The organism is Flavihumibacter sp. (assembly GCF_036676075.1).
Lineage (GTDB): Bacteria > Bacteroidota > Bacteroidia > Chitinophagales > Chitinophagaceae > Flavihumibacter.
Window position 1 is genome coordinate 376,698 of the sequence record NZ_JAKFDQ010000007.1, and the last position, 22,035, is coordinate 398,732.

20 protein-coding genes are annotated in these 22,035 nt (G+C 44.4%); 1 reads left to right on the forward strand and 19 read right to left on the reverse strand.

Annotation, left to right across the window (positions count from 1 at the left end; genetic code table 11):
• Positions 1–6: 6 nt before the first annotated feature.
• The 4 genes from V6M43_RS04420 to rsmA form a co-directional block, all read right to left on the reverse strand.
• Positions 7–1,443 carry a SusD/RagB family nutrient-binding outer membrane lipoprotein gene (locus V6M43_RS04420; RefSeq protein ID WP_332732822.1) on the reverse strand — a complete coding sequence of 479 codons (1,437 nt, stop codon included), beginning with the start codon at positions 1,441–1,443 and terminating at the stop codon, positions 7–9.
• Positions 1,444–1,473: 30 nt separating this feature from the next.
• Entirely contained in the window at positions 1,474–4,713 is a 3,240-nt protein-coding gene (locus V6M43_RS04425; protein ID WP_332732823.1) for a SusC/RagA family TonB-linked outer membrane protein, read from the reverse strand.
• Between the two features lie 144 nt (positions 4,714–4,857).
• Complete coding sequence (locus V6M43_RS04430) at positions 4,858–5,781, reverse strand: NAD(P)-dependent oxidoreductase (RefSeq protein ID WP_332732824.1); 924 nt, start codon at positions 5,779–5,781, stop codon at positions 4,858–4,860.
• Positions 5,774–6,535 (reverse strand): 16S rRNA (adenine(1518)-N(6)/adenine(1519)-N(6))-dimethyltransferase RsmA, encoded by a 762-nt coding sequence (gene rsmA, locus V6M43_RS04435; protein ID WP_332732825.1) that lies wholly within the window; start codon positions 6,533–6,535, stop codon positions 5,774–5,776. Before rsmA ends, V6M43_RS04430 begins: the two co-directional genes overlap by 8 nt.
• 72 nt (positions 6,536–6,607) lie before the next feature.
• Between rsmA and pdxA the strand changes: the two genes are divergently transcribed.
• On the forward strand, positions 6,608–7,708 hold the full coding sequence (gene pdxA / locus V6M43_RS04440; RefSeq protein ID WP_332732826.1) for a 4-hydroxythreonine-4-phosphate dehydrogenase PdxA: 1,101 nt from the start codon (positions 6,608–6,610) through the stop codon (positions 7,706–7,708).
• A 23-nt stretch (positions 7,709–7,731) separates the two neighbouring features.
• On the opposite strand, the gene V6M43_RS04445 is transcribed toward pdxA, so the two are convergent.
• The 15 genes from V6M43_RS04445 to V6M43_RS04515 all read right to left on the reverse strand — a co-directional run bounded on the left by V6M43_RS04445 (position 7,732) and on the right by V6M43_RS04515 (position 22,016).
• Complete coding sequence (locus V6M43_RS04445) at positions 7,732–8,424, reverse strand: LolA family protein (protein ID WP_332732827.1); 693 nt, start codon at positions 8,422–8,424, stop codon at positions 7,732–7,734.
• A 1-nt stretch (position 8,425) separates the two neighbouring features.
• On the reverse strand, positions 8,426–9,265 hold the full coding sequence (locus V6M43_RS04450; RefSeq protein WP_332732828.1) for an ABC transporter permease: 840 nt from the start codon (positions 9,263–9,265) through the stop codon (positions 8,426–8,428).
• Positions 9,243–10,178 (reverse strand): ABC transporter ATP-binding protein, encoded by a 936-nt coding sequence (locus tag V6M43_RS04455; protein WP_332732829.1) that lies wholly within the window; start codon positions 10,176–10,178, stop codon positions 9,243–9,245. The genes V6M43_RS04450 and V6M43_RS04455 overlap by 23 nt, the downstream gene beginning before the upstream one ends.
• Positions 10,179–10,244: 66 nt before the next feature.
• Positions 10,245–10,535 (reverse strand): winged helix-turn-helix domain-containing protein, encoded by a 291-nt coding sequence (locus V6M43_RS04460; RefSeq protein WP_039127061.1) that lies wholly within the window; start codon positions 10,533–10,535, stop codon positions 10,245–10,247.
• Positions 10,528–11,202 (reverse strand): hypothetical protein, encoded by a 675-nt coding sequence (locus tag V6M43_RS04465; protein ID WP_332732830.1) that lies wholly within the window; start codon positions 11,200–11,202, stop codon positions 10,528–10,530. Before V6M43_RS04465 ends, V6M43_RS04460 begins: the two co-directional genes overlap by 8 nt.
• 50 nt (positions 11,203–11,252) lie before the next feature.
• Complete coding sequence (locus V6M43_RS04470) at positions 11,253–11,894, reverse strand: hypothetical protein (protein WP_332732831.1); 642 nt, start codon at positions 11,892–11,894, stop codon at positions 11,253–11,255.
• A gap of 38 nt (positions 11,895–11,932) precedes the next feature.
• Entirely contained in the window at positions 11,933–14,164 is a 2,232-nt protein-coding gene (locus tag V6M43_RS04475) for a TonB-dependent receptor (protein WP_332732832.1), read from the reverse strand.
• 304 nt (positions 14,165–14,468) lie between these two features.
• Positions 14,469–14,915, reverse strand: coding sequence for a hypothetical protein (locus V6M43_RS04480; RefSeq protein ID WP_332732833.1), 447 nt, complete (start codon positions 14,913–14,915; stop codon positions 14,469–14,471).
• A gap of 36 nt (positions 14,916–14,951) precedes the next feature.
• The gene (locus tag V6M43_RS04485; protein ID WP_332732834.1) at positions 14,952–15,665 is read right to left on the reverse strand and encodes a hypothetical protein; all 714 of its coding nucleotides are present in this window, start codon (positions 15,663–15,665) and stop codon (positions 14,952–14,954) included.
• 292 nt (positions 15,666–15,957) lie between these two features.
• Positions 15,958–17,535 (reverse strand): F0F1 ATP synthase subunit alpha, encoded by a 1,578-nt coding sequence (gene atpA / locus V6M43_RS04490; protein ID WP_039127039.1) that lies wholly within the window; start codon positions 17,533–17,535, stop codon positions 15,958–15,960.
• 30 nt (positions 17,536–17,565) lie between these two features.
• Entirely contained in the window at positions 17,566–18,129 is a 564-nt protein-coding gene (atpH, locus tag V6M43_RS04495) for an ATP synthase F1 subunit delta (protein WP_332732835.1), read from the reverse strand.
• 25 nt (positions 18,130–18,154) lie between these two features.
• Entirely contained in the window at positions 18,155–18,658 is a 504-nt protein-coding gene (gene atpF, locus V6M43_RS04500; RefSeq protein WP_332732836.1) for a F0F1 ATP synthase subunit B, read from the reverse strand.
• A gap of 108 nt (positions 18,659–18,766) precedes the next feature.
• Complete coding sequence (gene atpE / locus V6M43_RS04505) at positions 18,767–19,015, reverse strand: ATP synthase F0 subunit C (protein ID WP_039127029.1); 249 nt, start codon at positions 19,013–19,015, stop codon at positions 18,767–18,769.
• 44 nt (positions 19,016–19,059) lie between these two features.
• On the reverse strand, positions 19,060–20,160 hold the full coding sequence (gene atpB, locus V6M43_RS04510; protein ID WP_332732837.1) for a F0F1 ATP synthase subunit A: 1,101 nt from the start codon (positions 20,158–20,160) through the stop codon (positions 19,060–19,062).
• A 77-nt stretch (positions 20,161–20,237) separates the two neighbouring features.
• Complete coding sequence (locus tag V6M43_RS04515; RefSeq protein WP_332732838.1) at positions 20,238–22,016, reverse strand: ABC transporter ATP-binding protein; 1,779 nt, start codon at positions 22,014–22,016, stop codon at positions 20,238–20,240.
• Between the last annotated feature and the right edge of the window lie 19 nt (positions 22,017–22,035).

Genomic DNA, 22,035 nt, shown 5'->3' on the forward strand with positions numbered 1-22,035 from the left:
AATCAATTACTGATCCCACCATACACGTGAATCCTGTGTATCACCGCCGGGAATAAGCGCAGCTGCTGCTTCTACATTCTCTTTGTTGGTACCATATTCACCAGTTGAGTAAGTATACCTTCTTACAATTTCGCCTGAAGAATTGATAGCATCCGGTGCCGGATCCAATTCAGGGTAACCAGTTTTACGCCAGATGTTCCAACCCTGCAATCCATTTGGATAAGTTGCTATAAAACGCTGGATGGCGATGTTCTTGGTATTTGATGCTGCACCAACCGCACCCACGGCAACACCTGCCTGTGTGAGGTAAGTAGCTGGCATGGTAAGTCCCCACTGTTCGAATGACAATTGGATACCTTCTGCATAAACTGCAGCGAGGTTCTCTGTAGTCCAGCCCAGGTTAGCCGCTTCAGCCCTTGCTAGAGCAACCTGTCCGGCGCTAAGAATTATCACTGTGCCAGTTTCTGTACGGAAATCACCGCGAAGTACACGAGCCCAGTTTGGATTGGCACTTGTGAATGCCTCAGCAGTTGCACGGGCAACACCATATGGAACTCCAACATTTGAAGTTGTGTTTGAGTTAGGAGCACCCTGGATTTCTGTTTCACCACCAAACGCCTGCTGGCGAGGATCGGCGAGTGATGACATCAGGTCAGTCATGGTTTCGCTTTCAGCGAGGTCTTTACGACCATCGTAAACATTCCACCAGTTGCTCTTGAAATTACCACCCGGGTAAGTGACATCAAAGTTCTCAGCGTTAGTGCTGATATAACCAGCGGGGTGGTTAAGAGCAGCCTTAAACTCGGTAGCAGCATAATCACTTGGTGAAGGAAACTTTTTAGAAAGTTGCAGCGCCATCATCATACGGATGGAGTTAGCAGTTTTCTTCCATGAATCAACATTCCCTCCAAAAATAACATCACCTGTAATTAGAGAGCTATTATCGAAAGCATCAACTGCAGCAGTAAGTGCAGCGATCATACCTTTATAGATATCTTCCTGGCGATCATACTTCGGTGTAGCGTTGCCTTTGAGCGCTTCGCTGTATGGAACATCACCCCAACGATCCGTAATTGTCCAGAATATGTATTGCTGCAAAATTGTAGCAACCTGGTTCATGTTGTTGCTCTTGTTCTGGATCTTGATATTTTCCAGGTCATAGAGAACTCCTGAATACTCTCCGGTAAAATCAAGTTGAGGAAGGCTGTAAAGGGATGCATCGGTGTATTGTGTCTCAGAAAAATACTGAGCGTATAATCCACCTCTTGTTTGAGCCGCATATCCACCAATACTTGCCTGGGCATTGGTCATTAGGGCACCAACAATAGGTTCGTTGGTGGCGCCGGGGTTCACGTTGGTATCTCCGAAATCCTCCAGTTTGGAGCAACTGCTTGCACCAAGAATCAGGGGAATGGAGAGAAGAATCAAAAATCTATTTTTCATAAATGAAATCATTTGTTTTGAGTAATTCAATTAGAATCCGATTTTAAGGTTAAAACCAACACCTCTTGTTCCAGGAAGCTGTCCGGTTTCACCACTGATTGCACTGATCTCAGATGGATCAAAATCATCAGTTTTGGCATAGATCAGAACCGGGTTCCTTGCAACCAGAGAGAAGGTGATATTACGGAAATACCTGTCCATTCCAAGCTGCTTGATCGGGAGGTTATATCCAAGTGAAATCTCACGGAGTTTCACGAAGGTGAGGTCATAAACGAACTCATCGAAAGTTGCTTTACCATAAAGGTTATGGAAGTAATCCTGTGCTTCAACATAATAATCAACATCCTTACCATCTGCATCAACACCAAATACGTGTACACCACCACCATCAGCCACTGCGTCGCGGATCGGGTTTCCAAGGTCATTGGTTGTTGCAGTACGTGCAGTAAGGCCAGAGTATGATCCCCACATGTTAGAGAGAGACGCGAACTTACCACCATACTGGAAGTCGATGTTCACATTGGCTGTGAAATGCTTCAGGAACTGGAAGCTGTTCTGCAATCCACCAGTGAATTTAGGAAGAACGCTTCCGAAATAAACGTTGGGATCATTTACATAAGAACCGTCAGAAGCAAGGATCGGGCGGCCATTCAGACGCTTGATACCATTACCATAGATCTGTCCCCACTCCTTACCTTCTTCATGAACAAGGTATGGCATAGTTGCACCCCATACACCCTGTACTGTAATACGGGAAGTACCCGGAGCAATTTCAACCACTTTGTTTTCCAGGAGGCGGCCATAAGTACCACTGATCTCCCACTTGAAATTAGGAAGCCAAACCGGCCTTCCGTTAGCTTTGATCTCAATACCTTTCTTAGTGATCAAACCTGTATTGATAAGTTTAGATGTAAATCCACTTGCGCCATTCATTGTTACAGCGCGTGGGAAGTCCTTTTCTGAACCATCCCAATATGTAACACTCAGTCCGGCACGGCCATTCATGAATTCGAGATCAAGACCGATCTCTTTCTGCTGAGAAACAGCACCCCTTATTGAAGAATCAACCAAACCGTTTGGTGTTCCCATCAGGAAGTTACCATTCCACTGGAATTGTCCAACTCCGTATGCCATACCAGGATATACATAGGCCCCGAAAGTAGTACCAGTCCCCAATGTTTGTGGAATTTCACCCCATGAAGCACGGAGTTTACCGCTGCTCAACCATGGTGTTACATCACGGATAAGGTCACTGAATACGAATGAGAGACCAAAAGATTTTGATAATACATCATTATCTGCTGGAGGCAGGGTAGAGAACCAGTCGTTCCTCAGGGTGAATTCACCATAAAGGAATTTCCTGAATCCAACACTTCCTCTTGTAAACACAGCATTATATTTTTCTTCGATCCTGTCGTTGAAAACACTTGCTGCATCCCTTGAGTTAGCAGTAGTGTAAAGGTTTGGAACGTTCAGACCATTGTTGGTAGCTGCACCGTTAGATTTTAAAACCCACTTAAAGAAGTCGGCACCTGCATTCACATCAACACTGAAATCTTTGATCTGCTTGCTATAAGAAGCGATCACTTCAACGTTTCTCCTGTTGCTGTAAGACTGGTTGGTTGAATAATAACCTTTAGCTCTTGGTTCGTTACCAGTTGTTTGCAGACCGGAATTGAACAGGTCGGAACTGAATTTATCTTCAGACCAGACATTGTTCTGCTGCTTACGATATGTTCCTTTGATCTTCAGGTCATTGGTAACATTGTATGTTAAGGAAACATCACCATAGAGCCTGTCGCGCTGGTTAGTCAGGTTAGTAAGATCATACCATGTATAGAAATTATACCAGTAGTTACCTGCATAGAATGCGCGTGGGTTTGATGGATCATATGAGTTAGGGCTGGCGTGGTTCCAGCTGGCATAGATACCATCGGGAGTGCGCAGACCTCTCAGTTCTTCCATTTTATCCATATCAAGGTTCCTGTGGAACCACTGGCTGAATGAACCGGTAGACTGGTTAGAATATCCATCATTGATTTCACCTTTCAGCGTTTGGGTAACATAGTTGATATTGGCACCAACTGTGAACTTGCTGCTAAGGTCAAAAGTACTAACGAGGTTGAGGTTATTCCTTTTCAGGCTACTGTTTGGAATAAGACCTTTCACATCGAGGTTACCATAAGAAACACGGATGCTAGATGCATCTGTATTACGTGAAAAACTGATTGAATTGTTCAGGGTAACGCCGGTATTGAAGAAATCACGTGCGTTATCGGGCTGAGGCAACAATTTTTCAGTAGTGTAAGAATACTTGTGACCACCATACCATGAATACCAGGGAACATATTCCTGGCCTACCATGCGTGGACCCCAGCTGGCATCATCATTATAGTCATGGAAAAACTTTCCATCAAGTGCTTTCCACTCTTCAGGATCACCATCCTGCCATGTATACTTCTGCAGATCGCTATTACCACCACCAGCATAAGAGTTCTGGTAGTTAGGAAGAATGTAAGCTTTGTCGATCTGAACACCGGTATTTACATCAATGGTAAATCCTTTTGCAGAACGTCTTCCCTTCTTAAGGGAGATAACGATGGCACCTTGCGCACCCTGAGGACCAAACTGGGCAGCAGCCGCGGGGCCCTGCAATACAGTTACGTCTTCAATGTCGTCTATGTTTACATCGTCCGCGTTAGGCAGGATGGTACCATCAACAACATAGATAGCACCAGCACCACCACCAAGTCCACTTTCACCACGAAGCCTGATAGCAGTATTCCTGCCGAGGGCAGCTGCTGACTGGCTACGTACCTGGAGACCTGCAACTTTACCTGCGAGGGCATTGTTCAGGTTCGGCTGGCGGATAACGTTAAGGTCCTCAGAACTTACAAGTTGTGCATTGTAAGAGGTAGACCTTGCAGTTCTTTTGGTGCCATAGGCACCTGTAACCACAACTTCCGTTAGCGCTTCTGTACCGGAAGAAACCAGGGTAACAGCAACTACATCTTTCTCACCTACAGTGATTGTAGCAGCCTGCTGACCCACAGCTGTAATCTCCAATACATCGCCGGGCTGTGCCTTAATACTAAACTGTCCGTTCACATCCGTGGTTACAGCAGTAGGCTTGCCCTTAATTTGCACAGTTGCATAAGGCAAACCTTCTCCTTTGTCATTTGTAACCCTACCGGAAATGGTTTTGATTTGGCTAAACGCTACTGCACAACAAAACAGTAACATCGCCAATAATGAAGCGAATTTTCTCATGTGCTGTTATTTTTTACAGGTCGCAATATAAGGGATGTTAAGTATTCCCAAGAAAAGGTTAATTATTTCAGGCGGGGAGAATTATATATTTTTTTTAACTATATAAAAAATATATAAGATTTACCCTATAACCGTTGGAATCTACTATAATGCGAGCTTCTCTAGCACCACCTGTGCCATTTTCAGGTATGCCTCAACGCTATAGCCTGCAATATGCGGGGTCACTATTACATTAGGCTGGCTGCAAAGCCAGGTTAGCTGTTGATTTTCCAGTTCGGAATGTGTTTCAAGTTTCTCATTTTCAAGCACATCGAGGCCCGCAGCGCGGATCTTACCATTTTCAAGGGCACGTATAAGCGCAGATGTATCGTGAACTTTACCCCTGCTGGTATTAAGAAATACAGGTTGAAGTTGAAGGCTGTCAAAAAATTCATCATCAGCCATATGAAATGTTTCGTCGGTAAGGGGAACATGAATGCTAATAACATTCGCATACCGGCAGATCTGCTGCAGGTTGGCCTCATGAATATAACCATGGGCAAAGTCATAACGATAACGATCATACGCCAACACTGTTACTCCAAAAGGTTCCAGCAGCCGGGCAAAAGCACCGCCGGTATTCCCGAAGCCGATAATTCCAACAGTTTTTCCAGTCAGTTCAGTTCCCCTGTTAGCATCACGGATCCATTTTCTTTCTTTCACTTCACAAGCGCTGCTGTTTATCTTATTGAGCAGTGATAATAACATTCCCAATTCATGTTCAGCAACTGCATTACGATTCCCTTCGGGGCTGCTAACGCATTTTATGCCTTTCGATTCAGCATAGCTAACATCAATAAGTTCCATCCCACTTCCAAGCCGGGCGATCCATCGGAGGTTTGAAGCAGCATCCAATATGTGCCTGTCAATCTTTAGCCGGGTGGTTACAACAAGACCTATTACATCATTCACAATCTCTTTCAACTCATCATACGTGATCGCAGGAAGGTACAGTACTTCATAACCTTTCCCTTCCAGTGTTTCAGCCATCCATGGATGCACTTTAGCTGTTATCAGCACTTTAGCCATTGCCATTCATTTTGAAAGTTAGGGCCGCGAATTCGGCCACTGTAAGTTGTTCGGCCCGTTGGTTAAAAAAAGAATCTGCCAGCGTCTCGGGAGGAAATAATCCCCGTACTGCATTTCGAAGCGTCTTACGTCGTTGATTAAACGCTGTTTTCACGAGCAGTGTAAAGTCCTTTCGGCTACGCATGAGAGGTATATCATCAACAGGAACAAGGCGAATGACACCGCTCATAACTTTAGGTGGTGGAATAAAACTTTCGGGAGATACATCGAAAAGATAATCTACCCGGTAAAAGGCCTGGATCAACACACTGATAACGCCATATACCTTTGAGCCAGGTGCTGCTGCAACGCGCTGTGCCACTTCTTTCTGGAACATCCCTATAACCGTTTCCACCTGCCCGTCCCATTCAAGGATCTTAAAAAGTATCTGCGTTGAGATATTGTAAGGGAAATTTCCCACTACAGTGAAGCTTCCTTCAAAAGGCGGATCAATATCCAGAAAACTTTGGTGGATGAGTTTACCTACAAGTATAGGAAATGTCTTTTGCAGGTATTCAACTTTCTCCGTATCCAACTCCACTGCTTTGAATTCCATACCGTCAATAGTGAGCAGGTGTTTGGTGAGCGCACCACCACCAGGCCCCACCTCCAGCAGCTTGTTAAATGGCCTTTCCAAAAGGGCAGCTACGATGCTGCGACAAATATTTTCATCGCGAAGGAAATGCTGACCCAGTGATTTTTTAAGAGTATACATAGCGCCCGCAAAAATACAGTATTGCCCGCGCCCCCCGAATATTGTATTTTTACGCCTTCTTAATCAAAGACCATGTCAACTATTCCCGATAATAACCGTCCCGTTATAGGTATCAGCTGTGGCGACCTCAATGGTATTGGCCTGGAGCTGATCCTTAAAACCATATCAAATAGCAGGCTTCTTGAAATATGTACCCCCGTTGTTTTTGCCAGTAATAAGGCCATCAATTTTTACCGGAAGGCATTGCCAGAAAACAATTTAAACTTCCAGAGCTTCAGAGATTTCGGTCGCCTCAACCATAAGCAGGTGAACATATTCAATTGCTGGGAGGAAGATGTAGCCATTACCCCCGGCCAGCTAACGGAGGCAGGTGGAAAATTTGCTGTGATATCACTCACAAGTGCTGTGCAGGCTTTGAAGGAGGGGCATATCGACGGATTGGTTACCGCACCTATCAACAAAAAAAATACCCAGGGAGAATCCTTTCCTTTCACCGGACATACCCCATACCTGAAAGATGCTTTCAATGCGAAGGAAGTTCTTATGCTTATGGTGGCATCCAATATGCGGGTGGCCCTGTTAACTGAACATGTTCCTGTAACTGCAGTAGGACCATTCATCACTAAACAGAATATACTATCAAAGCTCAGGCTGGTAGAGGATAGTATGCGAAAGGATTTTGGAATAGATAAACCAAAGATCGCAGTATTGGGACTTAATCCACATGCAGGCGATGAGGGATTGATCGGAAACGAAGAGGAGGAGATCATTAAACCAGCCATCAAGGAATTTAAACAACAGGGCAATAGCATTGTACAGGGACCATTTTCGGCTGATGCATTTTTTGCCCGTGGTTACCACGAACGTTTTGATGCTGTGCTTGCTATGTATCATGACCAGGGCCTTATTCCTTTTAAATCACTTGCACATGGCGAGGGTGTGAATTTTACTGCAGGTCTGCCTGTGGTGCGCACTTCACCGGATCATGGTACTGCTTTTGACATAGCAGGAAAGAATGTGGCAGATGAAAGTTCAATGTTCAGTGCCATTTTCACCTGTGTGGATATAATCCGCCAGAGGGCGGAATTCATTGCCAATCGCAGCAATCCGTTAAAAAAAGTAAGCAACCGATTTTTAGCCAACGCTGTGGATGAGCGGATCGAAGAAGATTGATTCGAGGGATGGAGGGATGGAGATTAAAAGATTCCTTTGGGCAGGCCTTTATTGATGAGGTAACGATCATATGTAACGGATACCCTTCCTTTGCCATCACCTGCAGGTTTTTTAGCTGCCGCTTTTTTACTTCCCTCATATTCCATAGTTACAGCTTTGGGTAGCTTGTAAGCATTGGTATTGAAAACAAACAGGACCCTATCAGGCAAGCCCCAGGATACATATCTTCCATATTCCAAAAATGTTTCGTAGGTACCATTGTCTTTTGTTGTGGTGGTGGTTTTGTGTACCAACGCGGTTGATTCATCAACTACCAGGGTAGTTAATACCACATCACTATTTTCTGCCACCGGCAAGAGTTTCACAACAGCCATTTTCTTTTTATTGTAGGTTGTATATCCACCTGCAACAGCCACGAAGTCTTTTCCTGACAAAAGTGAGTTGAGACTAACACTCATTCCACCTTTAGGCAAAATCGAAATACCATCAGCTTTGATTATTCTGAACTGGTCAGGTTGCCTGAAATAGACCTTCACTTTTGAATCGGGAATATTTATAAATGAAACATCTGTTACGAGGTTGCCTTCACCTACGTACTCCTTCACCTTCTGAAGCTTTGCTTTAACATCAGATAATAATCCAACTGCGTCTTGCGCATGCAGGTTATTGTTACTAATAATTAAAAAAATAAGTGCCAGCTTTCTTATTACTCTCATATCAGGATAGAATATCTTTTTTTCTAAATATTATTACAGATGCCAACACAAGGCCAATTATATGTATGATCAAAATTCCTGCCGATTGTAACACGGGCTGCCATGATACTGGTTCATCAAAGAAGCCTTTCCAACCAATCATATGCGTTGTAAACAGAAAAGGTTTGATAGCATTAAAAATGGGGATATCGAGTGTGCTCAGAATGGTGAACACTATAATCACACTCATAGTGGAAACAATAGGACCAATAGAATTTTCAGCAAATATCGAAAGCAGGAATGCAAGTGCTGCCACTGTTGTCATGGCAATTGCCGCAAAGCCAAAGGCTGCAAAATAACGCCATAGTACATCCGCTTTTGACAGCACTACAACTTCTTCACTTTTGAGGATCATCAGATCGCCAGTACCGAAGATCAGAACGGGCAGTAATAATGCAAGGAATGCCATCCATACCAGTAACATTAATGTATACACGGTGGATGCAAAGAATTTCGCGAGCATGAGGTTGGTACGGCTCACTGGTTTGGTGATAAGAAGGCGAAGCGTGCCCATATTGGCTTCCCCTGCCACCTGGTCGCCCGCCACCAATGCAATCAGCAATGGCACATGTATCAGGAGTGTTTGGAGTATGATGAAACAGATCAGGTATCCATTCAAAACATTTCCCTGTATCTCAAAACTCTGCGTGAGGCTTTGAAGTCCAAATGCCATATAGTTTGCCCCATCAACATAGAATGCAAGCAAAATCAGCATTACAATAGCGCCGATTGCCACAAAACTGATATAGGTTCGGGGTCTGCGAAAAATCTTAAATAGTTCAATTTGTAAAAGCTGCAACATGTTGTTTTCCTGCGGTTAGGGATAAGAAATAATCTTCCAGTGTATTTGCCTTTCTTACGGAGAGTATGCTGATCTCATTTTTTACAAGTAACTGCACCAGCAGGGGAACGTCTTCTGGTGGCATTTGCAGGGCCAGTTGTGCATTATCCTCCCTTTCAAGGTTCTTGCCCCAACGGCTTTCAGAAAGCAGTTGCCAGGCCTTTTCCTGTTCAGCTACTTCGAGGTGCACCCTGTTGTTACCAGGATGAAATAATTCATCCACATTACCCTCTACTATCTTTTTGCCTTTATCAATAATGATCATCCGGGTAGCGATCTGTTCGATCTCACTTAGAAGATGTGAAGAAACAAGTACTGTTTTATTGAGGTCGCGACTCAGGCCCATTATAAGATTGCGCATATCTGCAATACCCTGCGGATCGAGCCCGTTAGTGGGTTCATCGAGAATAACCAGCCGCGGATCATGAATCAATGCAACGGCAATACCTAAGCGCTGTTTCATGCCCTGCGAATAAGTTTCAACACGACTATGAGCACGCTCTGCCAAACCCACCTGTTCCAGTTGATCCATCAATCTGCGATTGACAGGTTTTATGCCACTCATTCGGGCAAAGATGGAGAGGTTCTCATAGGCACTGAGGTATTTGTAGAGGTCGGGTCTTTCAATTACTGCACCAACCTGCCGCAATATTGCGTGCCTTTCGGTGAGAAGTGATTTCCCAAGCAGGCTGATATTTCCGGAATCGGGCCTGATCAAAGAAAGCAGCATCCTTATGGTGGTGGATTTTCCTGCCCCATTTTGTCCGAGGAATCCATAAACATCCCCCTCATATACAGTGAATGAGAGATCATCCACTGCCAGCAGGTCGCCGAAAGCCTTTACCAGGTTCCTTACTTCAATAACAGCACTCATCCTCGAAAAATTGGTTACTGCCTATAACAGTAATTTGGAGGGATTGTTTTTAAAGCTATCCCCGATTTATGAATCCGTTTTGAGATAAGATTGAAGATTGGCAACATATTCTGCAAAAGCCTTTATGCCTTTTGGCGTGATCCTGCAAATGGTTTGCGGATAGTTTTCCTTGAATTGTTTTATGATCTCAATATACCCGGCATCTTTCAGCTTATTCATCTGTACGCTCAGATTGCCTGCGGTTGCATTGGTTTTTTCGCGGATAAAAGTGAATTCCGCCTCCTTAACACTGATGAGCAGGGAAACAACCGCGAGCCGTAGTGGCGTGTGCAATATGGGGTCAAGGTCTTTAAACATTCCGGTTTGACTTCTTTTTAGATTGATGCAGGAGAAGGTAACCGGGTACAAGGTATCCCAGGAGAATTGCCAGGGCACCCATCAGCATTTCATACTTCATTTCATCTATCCCAAACATCGCGATACCTGCAAGCCAATTCAGGGCAGCCCCCACCATCAGGGGTTTGAACCTGAGTGCGCTGCCATGTATATACATCCAGAAAGCATAGAGAATGAAGAAGAAACCCCAGAAGTCGATATCACCCGGATTGTCAGCAACCTGATAATAAAAGTTGATACCGGCTACCATTGACAGCACACTGGCGAAAAATCCCACTCCCATCCTGTCGAGCAGGTCCTGGGCATAGGTACGGTTCCGTTTATGACTTTTCTTCCTGTAGGAGGTAATGATCATAAGGATCACCCCAACCGGCAATGCCAGGTTCCAGAACCAGAATGATCCTTTAAGATTATATTCCAACATAAAGAAAGTTCCCAGCGAGGCAATGAAAAGGATCCATCCCCAAACCCTCCATCCCAATCCATTCTCATTATGTTCTTCGCGGGCAGTCTGAATCATCTGGCTGATCAGTGCAAGGCTTTCCGATTCTGACATTGTATTTGGTGGATCAGAATCCGGATTGATCAAATTGCGGGATCTGTTACCGGGTATTTCGGGTTGAGACATTACAGGTGTTTTATTTGTTGATACTTGGATAAGTTCAATATTATCACATCTTACTTACACTGTGATAAAAAGTATTGTGCCGCCGACTTTCCCCAGGAAGGATGTATTTCTGAGGCAGGTTTAAACTGATCGAACATAGCGATTGCCTTTTCAAAGATCGGCGCTGCAACAGCCTTTCCCCCACCAAATTGTTCCGGAGTATAAAACTTTGATTGTGCTTCCAGGTAAACCGGGCGCGGATTGGCGGGGTCCTGTTGTTTTGCCTTCTCCATATGCCCGGCAGAAACCTGGCCATACTGCATCCAGCGACTCTGCGGATCAACCATCATCCTGCTCGAAGCAATCATACTCCGGATAACTTCTGTTTCGCTGTTTGGTCCACCAGCAATGGTTTCCGATTTGGTGATGAGGGCTTCCGCTTTATCGGCAAGTGGATCCACCTTTGATTTATCTTTTTCCATAAATCCATTCATCACCTGGCAATAAGCAGCATAATAATAAGGAAGCCATTGTTCCTTTTCGGCGTCACCAATCCGTTCGAAATTATTTGCAAGGTCGGTGAATCCACCGTTTTGCATGGCCCCATCTAATTTGGCGATCTGCTGTACCATCGCTGTTTTATACTTATCAGATTGTGCCACCATTGATAATGCAGGGAGAAGCAGGGAGAGTAGCAGGAAACACTTTTTCATCATGTAAGATTTAAGAATTAAGAATTAAGATTTATGAATTAGAGATTACTATTGATTACATCTTCTGTCCGGTCAACACCGAGGCTAATGAAGCAGCCAAGAAAAAAGAACTGGTTGGCAGGAGGGCGAACAGCCTGCTTTATACTACCATTATAAGAATAATTATAGTTATAGGTCTGTTCCTGGTTGAGTACATTGGTAACAGATAAAACAAAAACCGTAAAAGCTTTTGCATTCTGCCTGCCTATATTGGGGAGGTAATTAACACTTAAACTAAGGTTATTAAAGTCTATGGTTTCTCCCCGATCGGCTATCAACGTTTTGCCCTCATTTTCATCATAGCGGATATTATAATATGGCCTGCCGGTTGCATAGGAATAGGATGCATTGAACTGTGTCTTCAGCTTTGTTATGAATTTTTTTATAACCAATGAGGCAGTGTGACTTGCTGCGAAATTTGGCTTAAGCAAACCGGGGTAGTTGAGGTAGTCCCTTTCAGTATCCAGGAAGGAATAAGAAATCCAATAATCGACCCCTTTCAATGTTTTTTTATCGCGCCAGAAAAGCTCAATCCCTTTCGCATATCCTTTTCCTTGATTTGACAATAAAGGGACTGTCTTTACCAGGTCATCGTATTTTTTATAGAAAGCTTCTACCCTAAAAACATTCAGCGCTGTAATTTTCTGGTAATTGGCTATATAATGAGTTGCCTTTGTAAAATCAAGTTCCTTGTCTATTACCAGTTGGTTGCGTTCGGGTTTCTGGTAAAAGATCCCATAGGCAAGTGAAACCTGGCTTTTAGAAGCAAGCTTATATGCGAGTGACACCCGCGGTACCAGATTTGATCTTTGCATCAACGATGAATGCTCCACTCTCGCTCCCAGTTTAGCTGCAATATTATTGGTGATATAAATATCGGTTTCCAGAAATCCTGCCTTGAAATGATCATTGATGGTGGTGCTACGACTTATTGAATCAGTGAAATTCAATTTATCGCGAAAGTAGAGCCATTCACCACCAAACCGAACCACACTTAAACCCCATAACCTTCTATCGAGTACTCCTTTAACCTGGGTCAATTCTGCGCGTATATCACCGTTGAAATTCTTTGATCTGTAAGGCAATTGTGTACTAAAAACCGGATCATTATTTTCGTCCTGTAACTGGTTACTGATCTCATCAAGGTTATTGCTATAGGAGCTGCCAAGGAAAAGTTTCCATTGACTGCCTAATTTTTCCTTCCACGATAAATTCGCATATAGATTGTTGTTAAAGAGACTAAATGCATTCTTAAGCCGGGAAGAATCAATATCAGGAGATCTTAATCCCAACTGATTAACCTGCCAGGTTCCATAAAATTTGAGTATACCTGTTTTGGAGGTTTTAATCCTGAAATTAGCATCTCCATAATGTAAAGCGGGAACTTTAAAATAATCGGGTCTCTGCTTCACCAGCTCGAAATACGGAAGCAGGTTGGTATAAGAATAGTTAGCGCCCCAGGTAAAGGTTTTCTCCTTGTTTAGGTATTGATAACCACCATTGACACCTACGGTTGATATGCCTATACTTGCAGCGCTTTGTTCGGGCATGTCGATGGTTTCAAGTATGAGTGCTCCGGATAGCGCCTGGCCGTAAAGAGCTGAATAACCGCCTGAACTAAAAACAGTTCCCTTGAAAAGGAAGGGCGAGAACCGACCACGTTGAGCAATATCGGGAACCGATGTAAAAAAGAAGTTGTTGACAAGAGTGCCGTCAATAAAAACCCGTGCTTCTTCACCACTGCCCCCCCTTACAAATAGACCCTCCTTCTCCCCTACTTGCTGGGTACCTGGAAGGGTTCTTATCGCAGCAGTTACGTCAGCATTGGCACTGGCAGTGGTAACGATATCAATGGAATTCAGAACGGTTGTTCTTTTGGAATCACTGGCTTCAAAACTGCCCGCGGTTATAACTACGGCCTTCAACTCATCTGCGGCTTCTTTCAGTTGCAATTGAAGTTCGATAGGCTGCCCGTTCAGGGTTATCAGCTTTTCAAGTGGGTCAAAGCCAATTGAACTGATCAAAAGCAAGATTTCACCTTTCTCACTTGTGCTGAATTGAAAAGTTCCTGTTGAATCAGTGGTAGCTCCATCATAACTACCCTTAAGTGTAATACTGGCACCCTGTAACGGTTTCCCTCTATTGTCTTTCACCTTACCACGAACAGTAGTTTGGCCGCTAACTGACCCGGCTAACATTAAACCCATAAAAAGTATCCATAATGCTCTCACAATTCCTATTTTTTACAAATATAAACCAGTTTATGATATAAACCAAATACCTAAAAAAATGCCCGGTTAAGAATAACCAGGCCTTGTTGATCGTACCCTTTAAAACTGACTTGAATAATATATAGACCTGTTGCTGTGAACAGGAATGCTTGTATTGTGAATGATGTATTAAACAGGACCCAACCCACCAATAACAAAACGGATTTCATGATATTGGTAATGAGTTGGTAAATCGGAGAAATTGGATAAAAACGCGGAGTACAAATATCGTATCCGTATTTTACAATTTCAACATATAAGCACATTAAAATTTTGTAACCGCAATACCTTTGTTTGTTTCCAACCTATCATCCCTGCTACATTCCATTTTCCTGACAACCTTTTCATTCTGGTCAAAGACCAAAAGCCTGTAGAACACATTCCCGCCTTCATTTACCCCGGAACGGTCTGCGTACCCGTATGTTGGAATTGCCGCAGGATCCTCCGCCATAAAAACCAGTGCGATGGTTTTGTACGTCTTTCCATCAATGCTACGCTCCAGTGCGAAATGACTTCCCTTTAAAATTGTAACCGCATCCCATTCCAGCATCACTTTATCCTTTTGCTTAATAGCCCGGAAAGCTTTTCCGTTATCATTTACATTTTCTGCAATAGACACTGTTTGCGCAATGAGCGATATCTGCATCAGCACCAGAACCATGGTCATCCACACTGTTCCCATTATGGGGAATTTCATACTGTACCTTTTCATCTCAGACATTTTATAATGCCGATGCAAATGACAGGCCTAGAGCTGTGCTGCGTTCACCACATAATTTACGGCAAGTTGTTTTTCACAACCTGTCCTGATCAGGTAGGTACCTGCAGCGAGGTCAAACATTTCTACATCTATAATTTGCATTGCTTGCGGTTCGGTGATTCTACGCACCAGTTCACCAGCATTGTTATAAATCTCGATCACAACTTTTTTATCAACCCAGTTGTCGGGGATTGAAAACTGTAAACTATCGCCTGTAACCTGGGCGGGAATGGAGATCACGATCATTTGCGGAGCTGATTGTGGATCAATCTTCTTCACGGAAGAGATCGTTTCCTTGCCATTCTGATGCTTTACCCGGAGACGATAGAATACAGGATTCATTTTATCTGCAATAAGTTCGTCATTATATGCGAAGGGTTCTGAAATATTAGTGCTGATGCTTTGATCTACCACACTAAGGGTATGAAATAATATACCATCCAGACTTTTTTCGATGGTCACTTCCTGGATGGAATCATTGGCGACAGCATTCCATTGGAGTGATACAAATCCTTGTTTAAGTAAGGCTTTAAAAGACATGCCGCCGGTTGTTGAAGCGGAAGCCGCTGTTTTGTTACTAACGCTATGGTCGAATGACTGCGCTGAAACTTTATTAGCTATAAATGAAGTGGCAATGATTAGGAATGCAGCATATGTTGTTGCAAAACGGGAAACCATGGAGCCAGGGTACTTTAAATTCATAATCGATGATCAGAAGTAGTGTACGATGCTCACAGGCATTGGAAACGATCAGTATGTAATTCTTAGGATTGGGAGAGGGGGATATGGGGATCTTGAAAAGAGAAATTCAGAGGAGGATTGGATAGTGCTTGGTAGCAGTACAAAGATGGCATGGATATCCGGAATATGCAAGCCAGTTCTCGTAGAATTCGACGAATGGACCGTATTTTCTGCAAAAAAGGTCAACAGATGGTATCCGTTGACCTTTTTGATATTTCTATTTTCTATTGTCTATTACCTATTGCCTATTGCCTTACTTAAACTGGTTCATAATTCCCCTTGCGAGGTCAACCATTTTCCCAACGCCATCTTCGGGAAGGTTTCCTTTTTTGAACTCAGCCAGAACATTTGGAAGTTTGTTCTCCATTTCCAGGAGGAACTGGGCTTCAAACTCCTTAACACGGCGAACGGGAACATCACGAAGCAGACCTTGTGTTCCGAGGTAGATCATAGCAACCTGCTTTTCCACTGAGAAAGGTGAATACTGAGCCTGTTTCAGGATCTCCACGTTACGGGCACCTTTATCAAGTACAACTTTGGTAGCGGCATCAAGGTCGCCCCCGAATTTTGAGAAAGCTTCCATTTCACGGTAGAGGGCCTGGTCAAGCTTAAGCGTACCGGCTACTTTTTTCATTGATTTGATCTGGGCGTTACCACCTACGCGGCTAACCGAGATACCAACGTTAATAGCGGGACGGATACCTGCGTTGAAGAGGTTACCTTCCAGGAATATCTGGCCATCGGTGATGGAGATAACGTTAGTTGGAATATATGCCGAAACGTCACCAGCCTGCGTTTCAATGATAGGAAGAGCAGTAAGGGAACCACCGCCTTTCACCAGGTGTTTGATGGTATCAGGAAGATCGTTCATGTTACGAGCCACTTCATCTTTTCCTATGATCTTGGCAGCGCGCTCAAGTAAACGGCTGTGAAGGTAGAATACATCCCCTGGATATGCTTCGCGGCCCGGCGGGCGGCGCAGCAGGAGCGATACTTCGCGGTAGGCCACAGCCTGCTTTGAAAGATCATCGTAAATAATGAGGGCCGGGCGTCCGGTATCACGGAAAAATTCACCGATGGCAGCACCTGCAAACGGGGCGTAGAACTGCAGTGGAGCAGGATCTGAAGCCGATGCAGCTACGATAGTGGTATATTCCATTGCACCATGCTCTTCGAGGGTCTTCATAACACCCGCGATGGTGGATGCTTTCTGCCCGATAGCTACATATATGCAATAAACAGTTTTACCTGCTTTGAAGAATTCTTTCTGATTAATGATGGTATCAACCGCGATGGCAGTTTTACCTGTTTGACGGTCACCAATGATCAATTCACGCTGACCGCGACCGATAGGGATCATTGCATCGATGGCCTTGATTCCTGTTTGCAGTGGTTCTTTCACTGGCTCACGGAAAATAACCCCCGGGGCTTTACGCTCCAGCGGCATCTCGTACAATTCGCCTGCAATCGGACCCTTACCATCAATTGGCTGTCCAAGTGTATTGATAACCCGCCCAGCAAGTCCATCCCCCACCTTAATGGAAGCGATCTTTCCGGTACGTTTAACTTTATCGCCTTCTTTGATCTCGGAAGATTCACCCATCAATACCACACCCACATTATCTTCTTCGAGGTTCAATGCAATAGCTTTAACACCGTTGGCAAATTCAACCAGCTCACCTGCACGTACATTGTTCAGACCGTAAACACGGGCAATACCGTCACCCACCTGCAAAACGGTACCCACTTCTTCCAGGTCGGCAGAAGTGTTGAAGTTGCTCAGCTGCTGGCGCAGTATCGCTGATATTTCATCTGGTTTAATGTCTACCATATCGTTTTATTTAGACGTTTTTTTTATTTCTTATCTCAGTTTCTGAATATACATATTGTCAACAAACTGCTTTTTGATCACATCCAGGTCGTGGCGGATACTGGCATCATAAAGCTGGTCATCAAGCTGCACAACAAAGCCACCGAGGATCTCTTCTTTCACTTTTTCGTTGATCTGCAATTTTTTGTCCCTGAACCTTTCGAGCTGGCTGAAATTGTGGATGATCACTTCCTTAACTTCATCAGAAACAGGCACCGCTGTGGTAAGTTCAATGATCTGGATACCTTTCAGTTCGCGGTAAGCTTCATCAAATGCATTGAGAATATCTACCGTACCTACTTCTCTACCTTTTGCAAAAAGCAGGTTGAAAAATGATTCTGTAAGCGGGGTGATCTTTCCACTGAAAATGGCCTTGAAAATGGCTATTTTTTTCTCATGCTTAATGACGGGGCTCATCAGTACCTGGTTCAGTTCACCAGTGATGACCAACCGGATGCCGTCGGCATCCTGTTTAACCGCTTCCACCTGGTTGGTTTCAACGGCAAGGTCCATCAGGGCCTTTGAGTATCTTTTGGCAACACGTGTATTACGCATGGGTCGCTTGTTCTAGTTGTTTCAATTAATTCCTTGCTGTGGTGCCAAGTTCGTTGGCGAGTGTCCGGATATAGTTTTCCTGTTCCGCTTTACTGGCAAGCTCGCGGCGGATAACCTTCTCCGTTACCTCGATGACCATGTTACCAATACTGTTTTTCATATCAGTGAGGGCGGCATTCTTCTGTTGTTCGATGGATGCCTGTGCATCTGTAAGAATTTTTCCGGCTTCCAGCTTGGCCTGGTCCTTAGCCTCATTGATCATTCTATCGCGGATCTCTTTGGCCTCGCGCATCATCTGGGAGCGCTCTTCCCGTGCCTGCTGCATAAGCGCTTCATTCTCGCTCTTCATCTGTGCCATCTCCACTTTTACACGCTCTGCAGTTGCAATTGAATCAGCAATATTTTTCTCCCGTTCAGACAAAGCTGTCAGGATAGGCTTCCACGCAAATTTTTTCAGAATGAAGAACACGATAAGGAAGGCTACCAGTGTCCAGACAAAATACCCTAAGGCAGGCAGTAATAATTCCATGGCATTATATTAAATTATCTCAAATCTTAAATCTTACCTCTTACATCTTACCTGTAAAGGCTGCACCCTCGGCCCTTTGCTCCGGATGCAGCACTTTTTTTACGTGGATTACTTGGTCAATACGGCCAACAGACCTGCGATTACAGCGAAGAGGGCAACACCCTCGATAAACGCTGCCGTCAGGATCATGTTTCCACGAATGTCGTTAGCAGCTTCAGGCTGACGGGCAATTGATTCTACCGCACCTTTACCGATCTGACCGATACCGATACCAGCACCGATTGCGGCAAGTCCGGCTCCGATTGCACCACCCAACTGTGCCTGGCCTACTTCCAACAGGATGTTCATGATTGACATACACTTTGTGTTTTGATGTTTATAAAAAATCTTTATTCTAATTATTAATGTGCTTTCGCTGCTTCATGCCCGTGAGCATCTTCATGATGGTGTTCACCTTCAAACGCCTGTCCGATGAAAACGGCGGTAAGGTTGGTGAAGATGAAGGCCTGGATAAAAGCTACCAGAACTTCGATCACATATATAAATACAGAGAATGCTATTGATACCGGTGAGAAGCCCCATCCTGCTACCGTACTCATCTGACCGAAAATAAAGATCAGCGAAACAAAACTCAGGATCACGATGTGACCTGCCGTCATGTTCGCGAAAAGACGTATCATGAGGGCAGCGGGTTTGATGAAAACTCCAAGCAGTTCAACCGGAATCAGGATCAGTTTCACCAGGAAGGGTACTCCCGGAGGCCAGAATATATGTCCCCAGAAATGACCGTTCGTGCTGAAAAGAATCACTACTAAAGAAACAAGTGCCAGCAGGGCTGTAAAGGCAATATTGCCTGTTACGTTTGCAGCACCGGGTATTAGTCCGAATATGTTATTGATAAGGATGAAAAAGAAAACCGTCAGCAGATAGGGAAGGTATTTTTTGTACTTAGCGCCGAGGTTGGGACGAGCAACTTCATCGCGAACAAAGGTGATAACGGGTTCAATTGCATTCTGCAAACCAGTGGGCGCTTTGGTTGCGCCGTTTAACTGGTATTTTTTTGCGATGCTGGTCATGAGCCAGATCAGGGTTATAACGGCAAGGAGCATCTGCACCACATTCTTGGTCATCGAAAAATCATAGACCTTAACCGATTCGTCAACCGATCCATTCTCATTTACTGCTACTACATGGCCATGATCAAGTTTATAACCATTATAGGCCGACTCGCCGTGGTGGAAGTTACCTGAGGAAAACACACTCAGTCCACGTTGTGGAGAATAGAGTATTACCGGCAGGGGAAGCGTGACATGGGTATCTCCTATTGTAAAAAAATGCCATTCATGTGCATCTGCAATATGATGTAGGATGGCTTCACCTGCATTGAATTCCGCTTTCTGGCCTTCACCCTCGCCCTCATTGGCTTGAACAGCCGTTCCCAATACCAATAAAACTGCGCTGAAAGCCGCTACCAGTAAAGATTTGATGCTATTTTTTGCCATGCCGATCCTAAATTTTGCGCAAAGATAGGGAGGAGTGGTTGAATGTAGAAAAATCTCAGGGAAATTGTTTGGATTCCTCAATCCTGGATTGCCTTCATAAACTGGCTTTCATAGAGGGAGTGGTAATAACCTCCTTTTTGCATCAGCTCTTCATGGTTACCGATCTCCCTTACCTCGCCTTTGTCAAGCACAATTATCTTATCTGCCTTTCGGATAGTGCTCAGGCGGTGGGCAATAACGATGGCCGTTCTGCCGGAGATCAGGGTTTCAATGGCATGCTGGATCAATTTTTCACTTTCTGTATCCACGCTGGAAGTTGCCTCATCGAGGATCAGTATACTGGGGTCATAGAGCAACGCCCGTATAAACGACAGCAGTTGCCGCTGTCCTAATGAAAGGGTACTACCCCTCTCCATAACTTTATAGTCATAGCCACCGGGCAATTCCATAATGAAATCATGCATTCCTATTAGTTGGGCGGCCCCTATAACCTGCTCGCGACTAATTTCCGGATTACGCAGGGTGATATTGTCTATAACTGATCCGGAAAAAAGGAAGACGTCCTGCAGCACCACCCCGGTTTGGGCACGAAGTGAATCGAGGGAATAATCTTCAATGTTTACACCGTCGATCCGGATCTGGCCCTTCTGGATATGGTAAAGTCGGTTAATAAGGCTTATAATAGAAGTTTTTCCGCTACCGGTATGTCCCACCAGCGCTACTGTTTCGCCGGGCTGAACAGTAAAATGGAGGTCGCGTAACACATACCGCTCCTCGGTATAGGCAAACCATACATGGTCGAATTCTATTTTACCATTAACTTTTTTTGGTGCGAAGCTGCCCTCATTTTTTATATAATCATCATTATCTATCACCTTGAAAACCCTTTCACTGGCTACCATACCCATCTGCAGCACATTGAATTTATCGGCTATAACCCGGAGGGGGCGGAATAAGAGGTTTAGATAGAGGATAAAGGCGATCATTTTCCCCGCCATTTCAGCCGCTTCCGATTCTGGCAATTGCATTGCCTTGCTGGCACCCCACCAAACCAGTAGCCCGGTAGATACTGCCAGAACTATCTCCACCACGGGAAAAAACACCGAATAGGCGAAAATGGCGCGCACGTTGGCGCTACGATGTTCAGCATTTATCTTTTTGAATTTTTTATATTCCCTCTCTTCCGCGGCAAAAGCCTGGACAACCTGGATGCCGGTCAGATGCTCCTGAACAAAGGCGTTAAGAGCGGCAACGGCATTTCGCACCCTGATAAAAGAGCGATTGACACTTTCCTTGAAAATATAGGTAGCAAGTATGAGGAAGGGGAAAGGTGCCAGGGCAATCAGGGCCAGCTTCCAATCAACCCAAAACATAACGGCAAGAATAGATATAATGGAAAGAAGATCAGCGATGATGGGAATGAGACCATCAGCAAAAATATCGTTGATCGATTCAATATCATTGATGGTTCGGGTGGTGAGTGTACCAATGGGGGTCCTGTCGAACTGGGAAAGATTCAGCCTGATAACGCGGTTAAAAACTGTTACCCGTAGGTCTTTAACAACTGATTGCCCAAGCCATGCAGTTGTAAAAGAGAATAAAAACCTGAATACAGTCTCCACCAGCAGGAAGGCCGCCTGGATAATGGTTATCCTGATCACCCAATCGAGCATCCCATTCCGGATATAATCATTTACCGTGATCTGAATGAGGTAGGGTCTTACTGGCGACAATAATGCCAGCAAAATTGCCAGAGCCAGTGAAAGGAAGACCTTCTTTTTATAAGGTGCAGCCAGTTGAAATACGCGTTTCAATAAGGCAACATCAAATATCTTCTTTGCGGCGGTAGATGACATCCGGCAAATATAGGAAACA

Bases quoted from the DNA above. Each gene is read 5' to 3' on its own strand.
- rsmA (WP_332732825.1), bottom strand. From the start codon at position 6,535: ATGTATACTCTTAAAAAATCACTGGGTCAGCATTTCCTTCGCGATGAA.
- V6M43_RS04515 (WP_332732838.1), bottom strand. From the start codon at position 22,016: ATGTCATCTACCGCCGCAAAGAAGATATTTGATGTTGCCTTATTGAAA.
- atpF (WP_332732836.1), bottom strand. From the start codon at position 18,658: ATGGAATTATTACTGCCTGCCTTAGGGTATTTTGTCTGGACACTGGTA.
- atpB (WP_332732837.1), bottom strand. From the start codon at position 20,160: ATGGCAAAAAATAGCATCAAATCTTTACTGGTAGCGGCTTTCAGCGCA.
- atpE (WP_039127029.1), bottom strand. From the start codon at position 19,015: ATGTCAATCATGAACATCCTGTTGGAAGTAGGCCAGGCACAGTTGGGT.
- V6M43_RS04430 (WP_332732824.1), bottom strand. From the start codon at position 5,781: ATGGCTAAAGTGCTGATAACAGCTAAAGTGCATCCATGGATGGCTGAA.
- V6M43_RS04460 (WP_039127061.1), bottom strand. From the start codon at position 10,535: ATGTTTAAAGACCTTGACCCCATATTGCACACGCCACTACGGCTCGCG.
- atpA (WP_039127039.1), bottom strand. From the start codon at position 17,535: ATGGTAGACATTAAACCAGATGAAATATCAGCGATACTGCGCCAGCAG.
- V6M43_RS04420 (WP_332732822.1), bottom strand. From the start codon at position 1,443: ATGAAAAATAGATTTTTGATTCTTCTCTCCATTCCCCTGATTCTTGGT.
- atpH (WP_332732835.1), bottom strand. From the start codon at position 18,129: ATGCGTAATACACGTGTTGCCAAAAGATACTCAAAGGCCCTGATGGAC.
- V6M43_RS04425 (WP_332732823.1), bottom strand. From the start codon at position 4,713: ATGAGAAAATTCGCTTCATTATTGGCGATGTTACTGTTTTGTTGTGCA.
- V6M43_RS04450 (WP_332732828.1), bottom strand. From the start codon at position 9,265: ATGTTGCAGCTTTTACAAATTGAACTATTTAAGATTTTTCGCAGACCC.
- V6M43_RS04480 (WP_332732833.1), bottom strand. From the start codon at position 14,915: ATGAAAAGGTACAGTATGAAATTCCCCATAATGGGAACAGTGTGGATG.
- V6M43_RS04485 (WP_332732834.1), bottom strand. From the start codon at position 15,665: ATGAATTTAAAGTACCCTGGCTCCATGGTTTCCCGTTTTGCAACAACA.
- V6M43_RS04465 (WP_332732830.1), bottom strand. From the start codon at position 11,202: ATGTCTCAACCCGAAATACCCGGTAACAGATCCCGCAATTTGATCAAT.
- V6M43_RS04455 (WP_332732829.1), bottom strand. From the start codon at position 10,178: ATGAGTGCTGTTATTGAAGTAAGGAACCTGGTAAAGGCTTTCGGCGAC.
- pdxA (WP_332732826.1), top strand. From the start codon at position 6,608: ATGTCAACTATTCCCGATAATAACCGTCCCGTTATAGGTATCAGCTGT.
- V6M43_RS04445 (WP_332732827.1), bottom strand. From the start codon at position 8,424: ATGAGAGTAATAAGAAAGCTGGCACTTATTTTTTTAATTATTAGTAAC.
- V6M43_RS04470 (WP_332732831.1), bottom strand. From the start codon at position 11,894: ATGAAAAAGTGTTTCCTGCTACTCTCCCTGCTTCTCCCTGCATTATCA.